Here is a 14,327-nt window from a genome sequence, read left to right on the forward strand (position 1 = left end):
GAATATTCGTACTGCTTCTGGCGGTCATTCCCACTCGAAAGTTCAGATTTACTGCACTTTCTGAAACCGCTGGAGTCGGTATCTACACACGCCACTCAATCACTTCAGGAGAGTCCAAATGGCCAACACTTCTTTACGTAAAGCGTCGCTGGAAAGCATGGAAGCCGAGATTTCGAGCCTGCTCAAGTCCCTTGAAAGCCTCAAGGACGATGCGTCCGATGAGTCGCGCAAAACGTTGAAGGCCCTGAAAAGTAACGCCGAGAATGCTCTCAAGCAATCCCGCCACCTGATCAGCGACGCCTATGAAGAAAGCAAAGTCAAAATCCGCGAAACCAGCGTTGCTACCCGCGACTACGCCCAAGAGCACCCATGGACTACAGCCGGTGTGGCGGTAGGCGCATTGGGCCTGCTGGCGGCGTACCTGCTCTGCAAACGCGGTGACTGATTGACCGGCTAAACAGGCTGGCGCATCAGCTCAGCTTTGAGCCACTGCGCCAGTTGCCCGGCGCGCCCGTCTGCGGCGCGCTTGGGTAGCCACAATGCCAGGTGCGCCGGGGTTTCACTGAAACCCCACGGCGCCACCAGGCGACCTGCACGCAAGTCCTCCGCCACCAACGGCTCCGGAGCGATCGCTACACCCAGCCCGGCCACCGCCGCTTCCAGCAAATAATACAAATGCTCAAAACCCTGGCCGTGTTTCAACGCGCCAGACGCGATGCCGTATTGCTGCGCCCAACTGGGCCAGGCTTGCGGACGCGATGTGGTGTGCAGCAGCGCTTCGCCACATAAAGCCGAGGCGGGCGCGAGCCGCAGACGCTCGTAACCGATAAAGCGCGGGCTCATCACCGGGCCGATGCGTTCGCTGGCCAGCTCATACACCTGCATGTCCGCCGGCCAAGGTGGCTCGGCGAATAGCAGCAGGGCATCGAGACCGGGACGCCGAGGATCAAGGTCGCCGTCACCCGCCGACAAGTGCAGGCGCAAGTCCGGCAAGTCTGAGTTCAGACGCCCCAAGCGCGGGATCAACCAACGCGCCAGCAAACTCCCCGAGCAGCCGAGCACGAAGGGCGCATCGGCGCTGGCATGAGTCAATTCGGCGCAGACATCCCTTAAACGTTCGAACGCCTCGAAACTGGCATCCCGAAGTCGAACGCCGGAATCTGTGAGTTTAAGGCCGCGCCCATCTTTGGCGAAAAGGCTCACCCCCAGGTGCTCCTCCAGCACCTTCAACTGCCGGCTGACTGCACCGTGGGTCACGTGTAATTGCTCAGCAGCTTGGCTGACGCTATTAAGCCGAGCGGTGGCTTCAAAGGCGCGCAGGGCATTGAGGGGCGGAAGGTCTCGACTCATCTGTGAGTTTTCCTGACAGGTTGCGGCAATCTTATCGGTTTTCAGCCTGGGGCGTGAGGGGTAGAGTGGCCCTCATTGTTTCTTACACATCTTCTTTCCTGGAGCGTCCCATGACTCAGTCCCAGACCGATCTGCGCAACGGCCCTGACGCCAGCGGCTTGTTTGGCGCGTTCGGCGGCCGCTACGTCGCCGAAACCCTGATGCCGTTGATCCTCGACTTGGCCCGCGAATACGAAGCGGCGAAGATTGATCCGGCGTTCAATGAAGAATTGGCCTACTTCCAGCGCGACTACGTCGGCCGCCCAAGCCCACTCTATTTCGCCGAACGCCTGACCGAGTTCTGCGGCGGCGCCAAGATCTACCTCAAGCGTGAAGAGCTGAACCACACCGGCGCGCACAAGATCAACAACTGCATCGGCCAGATCCTGCTGGCACGGCGCATGGGCAAAAAACGCATCATCGCCGAGACCGGCGCCGGCATGCACGGTGTGGCCACTGCCACCGTCGCAGCGCGTTTCGGCCTGCAGTGCGTGATCTACATGGGCACTACCGACATCGAGCGCCAGCAGGCCAACGTATTCCGCATGAAACTGTTGGGCGCTGAAGTAATCCCCGTGATCGCCGGCACCGGCACCCTGAAAGACGCCATGAACGAAGCCCTGCGTGACTGGGTAACCAACGTCGACGACACCTTCTACCTGATCGGCACCGTGGCCGGCCCACACCCGTACCCGGCGATGGTGCGCGACTTCCAGGCCGTGATCGGCAAGGAAACCCGCACTCAGCTGCAAGCCCAGGAAGGCCGCCTGCCGGACAGCCTGGTGGCGTGCATCGGCGGCGGGTCTAACGCCATGGGCCTGTTCCACCCCTTCCTGGACGACACCAGCGTCGAGATCATCGGCGTTGAAGCCGCCGGCCATGGCATCGAAACCGGCAAGCACGCCGCCAGCCTCAACGGCGGCGTACCGGGCGTGCTGCACGGCAACCGTACCTTCCTGCTGCAGGACGACGATGGCCAGATCATCGACGCCCACTCGATTTCCGCCGGTCTCGACTACCCCGGCATCGGCCCGGAACACGCCTGGTTGCACGATATCGGCCGCGTCCAGTACACCTCGGTGACTGACCACGAAGCCCTCGAGGCCTTCCACAAATGCTGCCGCTTGGAAGGGATCATTCCTGCCCTGGAAAGCGCCCACGCGCTGGCCGAAGTGTTCAAGCGCGCACCGTCCTTGCCAAAGGATCACCTGATGGTGGTCAACTTGTCCGGACGTGGCGACAAAGACATGCAGACCGTCATGCATCACATGGAAACCGCCCAGCAGGAGAAACACTGATGAGCCGCCTGCAAACCCGCTTTGCGCAACTGAAAGAACAAAACCGCGCCGCCTTGGTGACCTTCGTCACTGCCGGTGACCCCGGTTATGACACCTCGCTGGCGATCCTCAAAGGCTTGCCTGCTGCTGGCGCCGATGTGATCGAACTGGGCATGCCCTTCACCGATCCGATGGCCGACGGTCCAGCCATCCAACTGGCAAACATCCGCGCCCTGGAAGCCAAGCAGAACCTGCTGAAAACCCTGCAGATGGTTCGCGAGTTCCGTAAAGACAACAACGACACTCCGCTGGTGTTGATGGGTTACTTCAACCCGATCCACAAATACGGCGTGCCTAAGTTCATCGCCGACGCCAAAGAGGCCGGTGTAGATGGCCTGATCGTGGTCGACATGCCACCTGAGCATAACGGCGAGCTGTGCGACCCGGCGCAAGCGGCGGGTATCGACTTTATCCGCCTGACCACGCCGACCACCGACGACGTTCGTCTGCCAACCGTCCTCAACGGCAGCTCAGGCTTTGTGTACTACGTTTCGGTAGCCGGCGTGACCGGTGCCGGTGCCGCCACTCTGGAGCATGTCGAAGAGGCCGTGACCCGCCTGCGTCGCCATACCGACCTGCCGATCAGCATCGGTTTTGGTATCCGCACGCCGGAACAAGCCGCCGCTATCGCGCGCTTGGCGGACGGTGTGGTGGTGGGGTCGGCGTTGATCGATCACATCGCCAATGCCAGCAACGACCAACAAGCCATCGACGGGGTGTTGAGCCATTGCGCGGCGCTGTCGGAAGGTGTGCGTAACGCCCGTAAGTAAGCGCCATGTAGCGAGAGGTAAAGTTCCTGATACAGAGGAATCAACTCGCAGCTTCACGGCCTAAACAGCAAGACCAAGGGATTTCGAACCTCGTTCGAAATCCCTTTTTTGTTTGTGTGCCCTGAGGAATACCCGATGAAAATGCCCAAATCCGTGATTGCAGGTCTAGGCGTACTGGTGCTTGGCGCCAGCGCCCTGGTGCAAGCCGCACCGCCTGACCAGCGAGGTGATGACCGTGGCGGCCCGCAGGGTCAGCACGAGCAACGTGGCGACGACCATCGCGGTCCGCAGGCCAACCGTCGCGGCGGCCCACCTCAGGACTTCGGCCCGGTGCGCCAGATCATCCACGATAACCACGGCCAGTTCTCCCGTGGCGCGCCGCCGCCGCCGAATGTGCGCCTGGTACGCGGCCAGCCGCTACCGCGCGGTTACTACGGCGAACGCCTGGACAACCGCGCCCTCGCACGCTTGCCGGTGTACCCAGGTTATGAATGGCGCCGGTCGGGGCCGGATGTGGTGTTGATCGCGGTGGGCACCGGTATCGTCTACGAGATTCTGGACGGCGTGCTGAACTGACCGTCTCACCCTGACGCCTTCTTTTTTACGCTAGGCTTGAGGGGGTGGGCACACCGCCCCTCCCTCAACGCACTTCGTGCCTATTGCCGTCTAACCACCTACGCAAGCCACATAGTGCTTGCCCTCCCGGTCGTTAAGTTAGCCGCATCAGAAGTCATCCTTGGCTCTTAGGAGTACATCATGGCATTTGATCTCATCACCGCTTCAGACCACCGTCACTCAACCTTGCAAAAGGGTTTCAACCTGCGCTGGCCATTGGGTAACGTCCATGCACAGTCCTCGCCCAATGGCGCCAACCTGATTTACCTCTGCCGCAGCCCGCAAGACATTATCGACGCCGCCGCCGAGGCCCTGGCTGTGCCCAATGGCCGTATCACGGTACGCAGTGGCGGGCATTGTTACGAAGGGTTTGTCTCCAACAAAATGCCGAATGCCCCAGGCGAGGTCTTGTCGATTCTGGATATCGGGCAAATGAACCAACTGGCCTACGACCCCAACGGGCAGATCGGCTCAGTGCTGGTACCGGGTGCACCCCACCAATACACCTTCCGCCTGGAACCTGGCTGCCAGAACTGGGACACCAGCGTCGCGTTGTACAAACTGGCGGGCAAAACCCTGCCGAGCGGCTCTTGCTATTCAGTAGGACTGGGCGGGCATATCTGCGGTGGCGGCTATGGGCTGCTGTCGCGTAAATACGGGCTGGTCTGCGATTGGCTGGACGGCGTCGACTTGCTGGTCGCCAATGCCTCCGGCTCGGGTCTTGAACCGATTCACGTGTCCCGTAACAGCATCGATGCCGACGAACTGGATCTGTTCGCCGCCTGTTGCGGTGCCGGTGGCGGGCAGTTCGGCATCATCACCGGTTACTACTTCAAGACGCTGCCGCAAGCCCCGAAAGAAGTGCTCTGGCTGTCCTTGGAGTGGGATTGGTCAGATCTCAGACGCACCGCCCTCGAACGCTTGCTGCACGCCTATCAAAAATGGTTCGTGGATCATCAGGCCGACTCGGCAACCTGGGGCCTGGCAACCAAACTGGAAATGCGTCATCTGAACACCGGCAATGTGACACTTGGCATTCACTACGTTGACAAGGATGGGCAGCTCGACGACCTGGCGCCGTTCGATGACTTTGTCTGCAGCATGCAGGAGGCGGTGGGCGTCAGTGCGACGGAGTCACTCCTACCGTTCTACGTCGTGCATCAGCCACGCAGCCGGCAAAAGGGCCGCCGCATCGACTCTCTGCAAGCCGCCCATGAGGCCGCCAGGCGTTTGGACTGGTTGTACGCGACCCAATCGCTCAACGGTTCCGGCGACAATCAGCGCGGGCGTTATAAATCGGCGTATCAAAAAGGCGGGTTTACGCAGCGCGTGCTGGACGCGATCTGGACGACGCTGACCTTGCCGGACGATCAGCAATACCTGACCCAGAGCCTGATTCAGATCCAGTCGTTCGGCGGGCGCATCAACCAGATGGACGGCCCGATCCTGGCGCAGACGTCAGCCGCGCAACGCTCCTCGTACCTCAAATGGCAACCGCAGTGTTACTGGCACGCAGACGATGACACCATCGACCGCGCCCATGCCGACTGGATCCGAGGACTCTATTACGCTGCATTCACCAACGGCGTTCCCAATGACCCGGAGTTCGAGGGCTGCTACATCAACTACCCCGACCTGGACATGACCCACCTCGGTGGCAATCCCGCGAACCCCAGGAACCCTCTGTGGTATGGAGTTTTCTTCCCCAACACAATCATCGAAAACCGTCTGCGCCGAACCAAGCAACGTTGGGATCCGCTAAACGTGTTCCGCAACGAAATGTCGGTGCCCTAAGCCCAGCAAACGGGCGGCCCGCAGGCCGCCCACTGCTTACAACTCGATCCGCTCGACCTTGCCCACCAACAGCACGTAGGACAGTGCGCCCAACAGCGCCAGCACGGCGATGTAAGTGATCGCCGGCGCAAACGAATCGCCGCTGGCCAGGAAACCGATGACGATTGGCGTGGTAATCGCCGCCAGGTTGCCGATGAAGTTGAACACACCGCCGGTCAGTCCCAGCAGACGTGCAGGGGCAAGGGTCGAAACCAGCGACCACGTGATTGAGGCCAGACCGTTGCCGAAGAACGCCAAAGCCAGGAAGGCGATGACCAACGGTGTCGATTCGACAAAGTTGGCGCCAATGATCGCCGTAGATATCAGCAGGCCGCTGATGATCGGCAGCTTGCGGGCGAACCCCACCGAGGCACCGCGACGGATCAGCCAGTCGGAAAACAACCCCGAGCACAACACGCCAACGAAGGCCGCGAGGAAGGGCAGTGATGCGAGCATGCCGGACTTGATGAAGTCCATGCCGCGGTATTTCACCAGGTAGGTCGGGAACCACGTCAGGAAGAACCACAACGTGGAGTTCAGGCAGAACTGCCCCAGGTAGATGCCCCACAACTTGCGCTTGCTGAGGACAATGCCCAGGTCGACCCAGCTGAATGGCGCCTTGGTCTTGCCCGCTTGTGCGCTGAGGTCCACCAACCCGCCACCTTCGCGGATCAACTCGATTTCGGCTGCGTTGACGCCTTTGAAGTCCCGGGGCTCGCGATACACGGCATACCAGATCGCCGCCCACAGAATGCCCACTCCGCCAGTGACAATAAACACCATGTGCCAGCCGTAGTGATGCTGCAACCAGGCCAGGACCGGCGTCAGGAACGCCAGCCCGACAAACTGCCCGGAGGTGTAAAAGCCAATGGCAGTGGCGCGCTCACGCTCGGGAAACCAGCTGGTGACAACCCGGCTGTTGATGGGGTAGGCCGGTGCTTCCAGGGCGCCTACCGCCATGCGCAGCACGAACAGCGCAATAAAGCTGGCGGCGAAACCGAGCATCACGGTGGCGATGGACCAAAGCAGCAGGGCGACGGTGTAGAGGATACGCGGCGGCACTCGATCCACCAGCCAACCGCCGGGGATCTGCATGGCGGCATAGGTCCAGCCGAACGCCGAGAAAATCAGCCCGACATGTACCGGGTCGATGCCCAGCTCGCTGGTCAACGCCGGGGCGGCAATCGACAGGTTGCTGCGGTCGAGGTAGTTGATCACCACGGTGATAAACAACAGCACCATGATGAAGTAGCGCTTTCTGGTAGGCGTGACTAAAGAAGCCTGCCCGGTGAAGGATTCAGGGTGCATGGGGGTTGCCTCTTCTTATGTTTGTTGAGGACTGAAACTGAGCTGGCTGAAGAAATCGGATCAACCTGTGGGAGGGGGCTTGCCCCCGATTGCAGTCTGCCTGCTATGGATGTGCTAGCTGACACACCACTATCGGGGGCAAGCCCCCTCCCACATTTTTTGACCGCATTGATTCAGTCAGAGGCTATTACCACTCGGCAAAGCTGCCATCAGCATGACGCCAGATCGGGTTGCGCCAGCGGTGGCCAATGGCGGCGCGTTCGATCACGTATTCCTCGTTGATCTCAATGCCCAGGCCCGGCCCGTTAGGGATCTTCACGAAACCCTGGTCATAGTCGAACACGCCCGGATCACGCACATAGTCGAGCAGGTCGTTGCTCTCGTTGTAGTGAATGCCCAGGCTTTGCTCCTGGATAAACGCGTTGTAGCAAACCGCATCCAGTTGCAGGCACGCCGCCAACGCAATCGGGCCCAGCGGGCAGTGCAGGGCCAGGGCCACGTCGTAGGCTTCGGCCATGTTAGCGATCTTGCGGGTTTCGGTGATGCCGCCGGCGTGGGAGGCATCCGGCTGGATGATGTCGACGTAGCCTTCACTGAGCACGCGCTTGAAGTCCCAACGCGAGAACAGGCGCTCGCCCAGGGCAATCGGCGTGCTGGTCAGCGGTGCCAGTTCCTTGAGCGCTTCGTAGTTTTCGCTGAGCACCGGCTCTTCGATAAACATCAGTTTGTACGGGTCCAGCTCTTTCATCAGTACCTTGGCCATGGGCTTGTGCACCCGGCCATGGAAGTCGACGCCGATGCCCACGTTAGGGCCGACCGCATCACGCACGGCAGCCACGTTGGCCAGGGCCAGGTCGACTTTTTCGAAGCTGTCGACGAACTGCAATTCTTCGGTGCCGTTCATTTTCACGGCGGTAAAACCGCGAGCCACGGCCTCTTTGGCAGCGCGGGCGGTGTCGGCCGGGCGGTCGCCGCCGATCCACGAGTACACGCGAATCTTGTCGCGCACCTGGCCACCCAACAAGTCGCTGACGGACACACCGAGGGCCTTGCCCTTGATGTCCCACAACGCCTGATCGATACCCGCGAGGGCGCTCATGTGCACGGCGCCGCCACGGTAGAAGCCGCCGCGGTAGAGCACGGTCCAGATGTCTTCGATATTGCGTGGGTCTTTGCCGATCAGGTAATCGGACAGTTCCTCGACGGCAGCGGCCACAGTGTGCGCGCGGCCTTCGACTACGGGCTCACCCCAACCGGTCACGCCCTGGTCGGTTTCAACCTTGAGGAAGCACCAGCGCGGCGGGACGATAAAGGTCGTCAGTTTGGTGATTTTCATCTGTTATCTCTCTTATAGATGCAGCGCCAGGGGCGCGGAACTTGATATCAGCTCAGGGCTTTCCATGCGGCGACATACGCTTGGGCGCGGCTCGCTACCTGATCCACTGTCATACCCGGTTTGAACAACCCGGAACCCAGCCCGAACCCTTTGGCGCCGGCATCGGTAAACACCTGCATGTTGTCCGGGGTGATGCCGCCCACCGGCAGCAACAGCGTGCCGGCTGGCAATACTGCAAGCCACGCCTTGATCACCGCCGGGCCCATTTGCTCGGCCGGGAACAGCTTCAACACATCGGCGCCTTCGGCCAGTGCGGCGAACGCTTCGGTGGGCGTGGCCACCCCCGGCGACAGGTACAGGCCTACGGCTTTCGCGGCGCGCAAGACCTTGGCATCGCTGTGGGGCATAACGATCACCTGGCCGCCAGCGGCTTTGACCTGCTCGACCTGCTCCGGCGTCAACACCGTCCCGGCACCGATCAGGCAATCGGCGGGCAGGCTGTCGCGCAGGGTGCGGATGCTGGTGTAAGGGTCCGGCGAATTCAGCGGGACTTCGATCACACGAAAACCGGCGTCGTACAGCACCTGGCCGACCGCCTGGGCCTCGTCAGGGCGCAGGCCGCGCAGGATCGCGATCAAACCGTTTTGTGCGAGTGCTTGCTTGAGCATGTCAGGCCTCCGTTGCAGGTTGAGTGAGCCCGGCGGCCACTGCCAGTTGCCACAGGCCGCGCTCGGTCGCTTCCTGCGCCAGGCTGACGTGGGCGAAACCGCAGAGGGCGAGGGCGCGTTGGTAGCGCACGCACAGCGGGCCGGCGCCTACCAGGATGATGGGGATGTGCCGTGCACTGGCTGGCAAGCCGGCCAGTTCATGACCGATCAGCAGGCCGGATAAGTAATCGGGCTGCTGCTCAGGGGTGAGTTCGGCGGTCAGGCCCAGGGTGCGCGCACTGAACAAGGTCGACAGCACGCCGCGCTGGCCATCTTTTGACAGCGCCACTTGAACGCCGCGGTCGAAAGCCTCGGCCTGGAACTGCTCGGATACCTTTTGCGTACGCCCCAAGAGGCTGTGCTTGCTCAGCACCGCGAACAGTTCACCGGTCATGAAGGTATCGAAGTGGGTGATGCAACCTTCCACCACCTCGACCCATTTGGAATGACTGCCGGGCAGGCCGATCAGCAATTCACCAGCAACCGACAGGCTTTGCAGCACACCCAGCACCTGGGTTTCTTCGCCGCGCATCACGTTGGGCAAGCCGACCTGCTCGATCACGCCGGGCACGATATGCACATCGACACCGCGCAGGCTGCGTACCGTGTGCAACGCCTTGCCCAGGCTGGCGACGTCGACCGGCGTACTGCGATACGCCGCTTCGCTCCAGCCTTGGGCGCTGCCGACCATGCCGCAGGCAATCACCGCAAGATTGGGTTGGGCGTCGAGCCAATCGCCGCACGCCGTATCGAACGCCAACTCGAAGCCATCGCTGCAGCGCACACCGGCGATGTCCCGGGGCTCGCTGGGCAAATGCATGATGCCCGACGCCAGCGAGCGCTGTTCCAGCACTACGCCCGCGGGGCCGAGTTTATAAGCACGAAGGGAGCTGGTCCCCCAATCGAGCGCGATCAATTGCGCCTGCATCGCTTCACCTGAAATGAGTGGGTGCTGAAAAAAGCAGATGGGCGAATATAAACCTATGGCCAGATATATCTCAATATATAAATAACAGTCCCATATAGTGAGACGAAACAAGATAAATCCTACAACTTCCTCGCCTTATACTGCGGGAAGGAACGGGTTTCATCTGATAAAGAGAGGTTAAAAAACCGACAGGTCCAGCTCGCGCATCGCACCCATCCAGATCGCGTAGTCGGTGTGATCCTTCAAGTCATCACCGGTATCAGGGTGCAGGAACACCACCAAACCGTTGCGATGGATCACCAGCCACGGCAGCACCACGCCGATGTATTCGGGGTCGAACGCCAACTGGCAGCTCCAGTCCGGGTGTGGGCCTACGGGTTTTTCGTGCACACGTCCCATACGCAGTGGGAAGAGTTTGGCGGCGTCTTCGCACAGGGTGCGCGCCTGCTCAATGGTGCTTGCGTCAAAGTAGATATGGGCGTGATAGCCCTTGATACGTTGCATGACGGACTCCGGATCCAATGTGCGGCAAATCCTAGACCGCAATCGACGGCAGGGCCAGTCCGGTCAGGGACTGCGCGCTGCTGGCCTGTTCTGCCTGCAACCAGTCGACGAAACGTTCGACCAACTGTCCACGCCGCTTGCGCTGGGGCTGCACCACGTAATAGCCAAAGCGCGAAATCACCGTGTTGCCGATCGGTCGGCACAACCAGTTCTGTTCCAGCAGGTTATCCACCAAATGGCGCCAGCCGATCGCCACCCCTTGGCCGGCAATCGCTGCCTGGATCAATAAGGTGTAGTTGTCGAATCGCAGCTGGCCGGGCGTGGGCGCGGCGGTGATACCCAGCTCGCGGAATACGCCACTCCAGTCGAACCACTGGCTGTTGTTTTCCTGGCGCAAGTGCAGCAAAGGCACATCGTGCAGATTCTGTAACGTCAGCGGCGCGGATTGGTCCTTGAGCCACTGCGGGCTGCACACCGGGAATACCTCCTCGTTGAACAACCACAGGCTGTCGCCCTGCTTGAAGCGGCCATCGCCAAACAGCACCGCCACGTCGATATCGCTGCGCAAGGTGGCGTGATTACGCTCGCTGGTCACCAAGCTCACATCGACCTGAGGGTTGGCCTGATGGAAACGGTGCAGGCGCGGCATCAGCCAGTAGGCCGCGAAGGCGAAGTCGGTGGCCACTTGCAGGACTTCGTGCTGATCCTGCTGGGTGATGGCGCTGAGGCCCTGATTAATGGTTTGCAGGCCACCTTGCACATGCTCGAACAGCAAGGCGCCGGCGTCCGTCAGTTCGATGCCGCGGTAGATGCGATCAAACAGGCGGACCGCCAACTGTTCTTCCAGGCGCTTGATCTGCTGGCTGATCGCTGGTTGAGTGGTGCCCAGCTCCATCGCGGCGGCGGTAAAGCTGCGATGACGTGCCGCCGCTTCAAACGCGCGCAGCAGGTCGAGGGACAGGTCACCAAGGGATTCATACATAAGCTGTGCTTATCCTAGACATTGCTTTTCATGGGCTTTACCCCATTTTCCATGGGCCGCATGCTCAATCGCATAAACACCGCCTATGGAATGCCGAGAACCCATGAAGCGCAAGAACATTCTTTTCATCATGGCCGATCAAATGGCCGCGCCGATGCTGCCGTTCTACGGTTCCTCCCCGATCAAGCTGCCGAATCTGAGCCGCCTCGCCGAGCAAGGCGTGGTGTTCGACGCCGCCTATTGCAACAGCCCGCTGTGCGCACCCTCGCGCTTTACCTTGGTCAGCGGCCAATTGCCGAGCAAGATTGGCGCCTACGACAACGCGGCTGATTTCCCCGCCGATGTACCGACCTACGCTCACTACCTGCGTCGTCTCGGTTACCGCACTGCGCTGTCGGGCAAGATGCATTTCTGCGGCCCCGACCAACTGCACGGCTACGAGGAACGCCTGACCAGCGACATCTACCCCGCCGACTACGGCTGGGCAGTGAACTGGGACGAGCCGGACGTGCGCCCCAGCTGGTACCACAACATGTCCTCGGTGCTGCAAGCAGGTCCTTGCGTGCGCACCAATCAGTTGGATTTTGACGAAGAGGTGGTGTTCAAGGCCCAGCAGTACCTGTTCGACCATATTCGTGAGGACGGCGACCAGCCGTTCTGCCTGACCGTATCCATGACCCATCCCCACGACCCGTACACCATTCCCAAGCCGCTCTGGGATCTGTACGACGACAACGACATTCCTTTGCCTGCAACGCCCGCGCAAAGTGATCTCGACCCGCATTCCCAGCGCCTGCTCAAGGTCTATGATCTGTGGGACAAGCCGCTGCCTGTGGATAAGATCCGCGATGCGCGCCGGGCTTACTTTGGCGCCTGCAGTTACATCGACAGCAATGTCGGCAAGCTGCTGCAAACCCTGGAAGACACCGGCCTGGCCGACGACACGGTTATCGTGTTCTCCGGCGACCACGGCGACATGCTCGGCGAGCGCGGCCTCTGGTACAAAATGCACTGGTTTGAAATGGCAGCCCGCGTGCCGCTGCTGATCTGCGCTCCGGGGCAGTTTGCGGCGGGCCGCGTGTCCAACGCCGTGTCCACCGCCGACCTGCTGCCGACCCTGGTGGAACTGGCCGGCGGTCAACTCGACCCACACCTGCCACTCGATGGCCGCTCGCTGATCCCGCACTTGCAAGGGCAGGGCGGGCACGACGAAGTGTTCGGCGAATACATGGCCGAAGGCACCATCAGCCCGCTGATGATGATTCGCCGTGGCGCCTACAAATTCATCTACAGCGAAGACGACCCTTGTCTACTGTTCGATGTGCACAACGACCCGCACGAGCGGGAAGAGCTCAGCCAGTCACCGGAACACCGGCCACTGTTCGAGGCGTTTTTGAATGAAGCGCGGGCCAAATGGGACATCCCGGCGATCCACCAGCAGGTGCTCGCCAGCCAACGCCGTCGACGCCTGGTGTTTGAGGCGCTGACCCAAGGCAAGCTGAAGAGCTGGGATCACCAGCCACTGGTCGACGCCAGTCAGCAATACATGCGCAACCATATCGACCTCGATGACCTGGAGCGCAAGGCACGTTATCCACAACCCTGCCAAAACCAATAAATACAGAGGGAAGGCCATGCAAAAGTTATCTGTGATAGTGGGCATGCTGGTGCTGGGCAGCGCCAATGTGTATGCAGACACCAGCTGTGAAACCGTAAAAATGGCCGATCCGGGCTGGAGCGATATCGCGGCCACCAATGCCATCACCGGTTTTCTGCTGACGGGCATGGGCTACAAACCCAAGGTCGACACCCTGGCGGTGCCGATTACCTTTGGCGGGCTCAAAGACGGCCAGGTTGATGTGTTCCTCGGCAACTGGATGCCCGCGCAGCAGGGTTTTTACGACAAGTTCGTGGCCAATGGCGATGTGGTGCAACTGGCGAAAAACCTCGACGGCACCGAGTTCACCCTCGCCGTGCCGGACTACGTGTGGGACGCGGGTGTGCATGACTTCGCCGACCTGAACAAATTTGCCGACAAGTTCGACAAGAAGATCTACGGCATCGGCTCCGGCGCGCCGGCGAATATCTCGTTGCAGGAGATCATCAAGAAGAATGACTTTGATCTGGGCCAATGGAAGCTGGTCGAGTCCAGCGAACAAGCGATGCTCGCGGAAGTGTCGCGGGCGGTGAAGAAACAGCGCTTCGTCACCTTCCTCGGTTGGACCCCGCACCCGATGAACGTGCAGTTGAAAATGCACTACCTCAAAGGTGGGGAAAAGTATTTTGGTGACACCGGCAGCGTTTATACCTTGACCCGCAAAGGTTATGCACAAGCCTGCCCGAACGTAGGAAAACTGCTGACCAACCTGAGTTTCACCCAGGAGATGGAGAACAGCATCATGGCCGAAGTGGCCAACAACAAGGTCAGCAACGCCGATGCGGCGAAGGCATGGATCAAGGCCAATCCGGCAGTATTGGATAAGTGGCTGGATGGGGTGAAAACCGTGGATGGCAAGGACGCGTTGCCGGCAGTAAAGGCCAAACTCTAGGGCCTTGCGCTATTCCAATGTGGGAGGGGGCTTGCTCCCGATAGCGGAGTGCCAGTCAGAGAGATTTAG

General features: G+C 60.6%; 14 protein-coding genes. 7 read left to right on the forward strand and 7 right to left on the reverse strand.

The window, feature by feature from the left end:
* The first annotated feature begins 118 nt into the window (after positions 1–118).
* Entirely contained in the window at positions 119–445 is a 327-nt protein-coding gene (locus ACVWXD_RS24555) for a DUF883 family protein (RefSeq protein WP_457371421.1), read from the forward strand.
* 8 nt (positions 446–453) lie between these two features.
* Here ACVWXD_RS24555 and ACVWXD_RS24560 read toward each other — a convergent pair whose 3' ends face one another.
* Positions 454–1,350, reverse strand: a complete 897-nt coding sequence (locus ACVWXD_RS24560; protein ID WP_181644039.1) for a LysR family transcriptional regulator — start codon at positions 1,348–1,350, stop codon at positions 454–456.
* Positions 1,351–1,460: 110 nt separating this feature from the next.
* Here ACVWXD_RS24560 and trpB point away from each other — a divergent pair, with 110 nt between their 5' ends.
* From trpB to ACVWXD_RS24580, 4 genes are all read left to right on the forward strand, one after another.
* Complete coding sequence (gene trpB, locus ACVWXD_RS24565; protein ID WP_181644040.1) at positions 1,461–2,687, forward strand: tryptophan synthase subunit beta; 1,227 nt, start codon at positions 1,461–1,463, stop codon at positions 2,685–2,687.
* On the forward strand, positions 2,687–3,496 hold the full coding sequence (gene trpA, locus ACVWXD_RS24570) for a tryptophan synthase subunit alpha (protein WP_032885112.1): 810 nt from the start codon (positions 2,687–2,689) through the stop codon (positions 3,494–3,496). Before trpB ends, trpA begins: the two co-directional genes overlap by 1 nt.
* Before the next feature lie 135 nt (positions 3,497–3,631).
* A complete protein-coding gene (locus tag ACVWXD_RS24575) occupies positions 3,632–4,072 on the forward strand; it encodes an anti-virulence regulator CigR family protein (RefSeq protein WP_032885113.1) in 441 nt (146 codons plus the stop codon).
* A 180-nt stretch (positions 4,073–4,252) separates the two neighbouring features.
* Entirely contained in the window at positions 4,253–5,905 is a 1,653-nt protein-coding gene (locus ACVWXD_RS24580) for an FAD-binding protein (protein ID WP_457371422.1), read from the forward strand.
* 36 nt (positions 5,906–5,941) lie between these two features.
* Here ACVWXD_RS24580 and ACVWXD_RS24585 read toward each other — a convergent pair whose 3' ends face one another.
* The 6 genes from ACVWXD_RS24585 to ACVWXD_RS24610 all read right to left on the reverse strand — a co-directional run bounded on the left by ACVWXD_RS24585 (position 5,942) and on the right by ACVWXD_RS24610 (position 11,709).
* The gene (locus tag ACVWXD_RS24585) at positions 5,942–7,252 is read right to left on the reverse strand and encodes an MFS transporter (RefSeq protein ID WP_179179711.1); all 1,311 of its coding nucleotides are present in this window, start codon (positions 7,250–7,252) and stop codon (positions 5,942–5,944) included.
* 187 nt (positions 7,253–7,439) lie between these two features.
* Positions 7,440–8,588, reverse strand: a complete 1,149-nt coding sequence (dgoD, locus tag ACVWXD_RS24590; RefSeq protein WP_003170741.1) for a galactonate dehydratase — start codon at positions 8,586–8,588, stop codon at positions 7,440–7,442.
* Positions 8,589–8,635: 47 nt separating this feature from the next.
* The gene (locus ACVWXD_RS24595; protein WP_181644042.1) at positions 8,636–9,256 is read right to left on the reverse strand and encodes a 2-dehydro-3-deoxy-6-phosphogalactonate aldolase; all 621 of its coding nucleotides are present in this window, start codon (positions 9,254–9,256) and stop codon (positions 8,636–8,638) included.
* Between the two features lies 1 nt (position 9,257).
* Positions 9,258–10,223 (reverse strand): 2-dehydro-3-deoxygalactonokinase, encoded by a 966-nt coding sequence (locus tag ACVWXD_RS24600; protein WP_032885118.1) that lies wholly within the window; start codon positions 10,221–10,223, stop codon positions 9,258–9,260.
* A gap of 177 nt (positions 10,224–10,400) precedes the next feature.
* On the reverse strand, positions 10,401–10,727 hold the full coding sequence (locus ACVWXD_RS24605; RefSeq protein WP_032885120.1) for a DOPA 4,5-dioxygenase family protein: 327 nt from the start codon (positions 10,725–10,727) through the stop codon (positions 10,401–10,403).
* 31 nt (positions 10,728–10,758) lie between these two features.
* Positions 10,759–11,709, reverse strand: coding sequence for a choline sulfate utilization transcriptional regulator (locus ACVWXD_RS24610; protein ID WP_122754138.1), 951 nt, complete (start codon positions 11,707–11,709; stop codon positions 10,759–10,761).
* 103 nt (positions 11,710–11,812) lie between these two features.
* On the opposite strand from ACVWXD_RS24610, the gene betC reads away from it, so the two are divergent.
* Positions 11,813–13,327 (forward strand): choline-sulfatase, encoded by a 1,515-nt coding sequence (gene betC / locus ACVWXD_RS24615; RefSeq protein ID WP_181644043.1) that lies wholly within the window; start codon positions 11,813–11,815, stop codon positions 13,325–13,327.
* Positions 13,328–13,343: 16 nt separating this feature from the next.
* Entirely contained in the window at positions 13,344–14,258 is a 915-nt protein-coding gene (choX, locus tag ACVWXD_RS24620) for a choline ABC transporter substrate-binding protein (protein ID WP_032885123.1), read from the forward strand.
* Positions 14,259–14,327: the final 69 nt, after the last annotated feature.

It is taken from the genome of Pseudomonas sp. TE3911 (assembly GCF_054062775.1).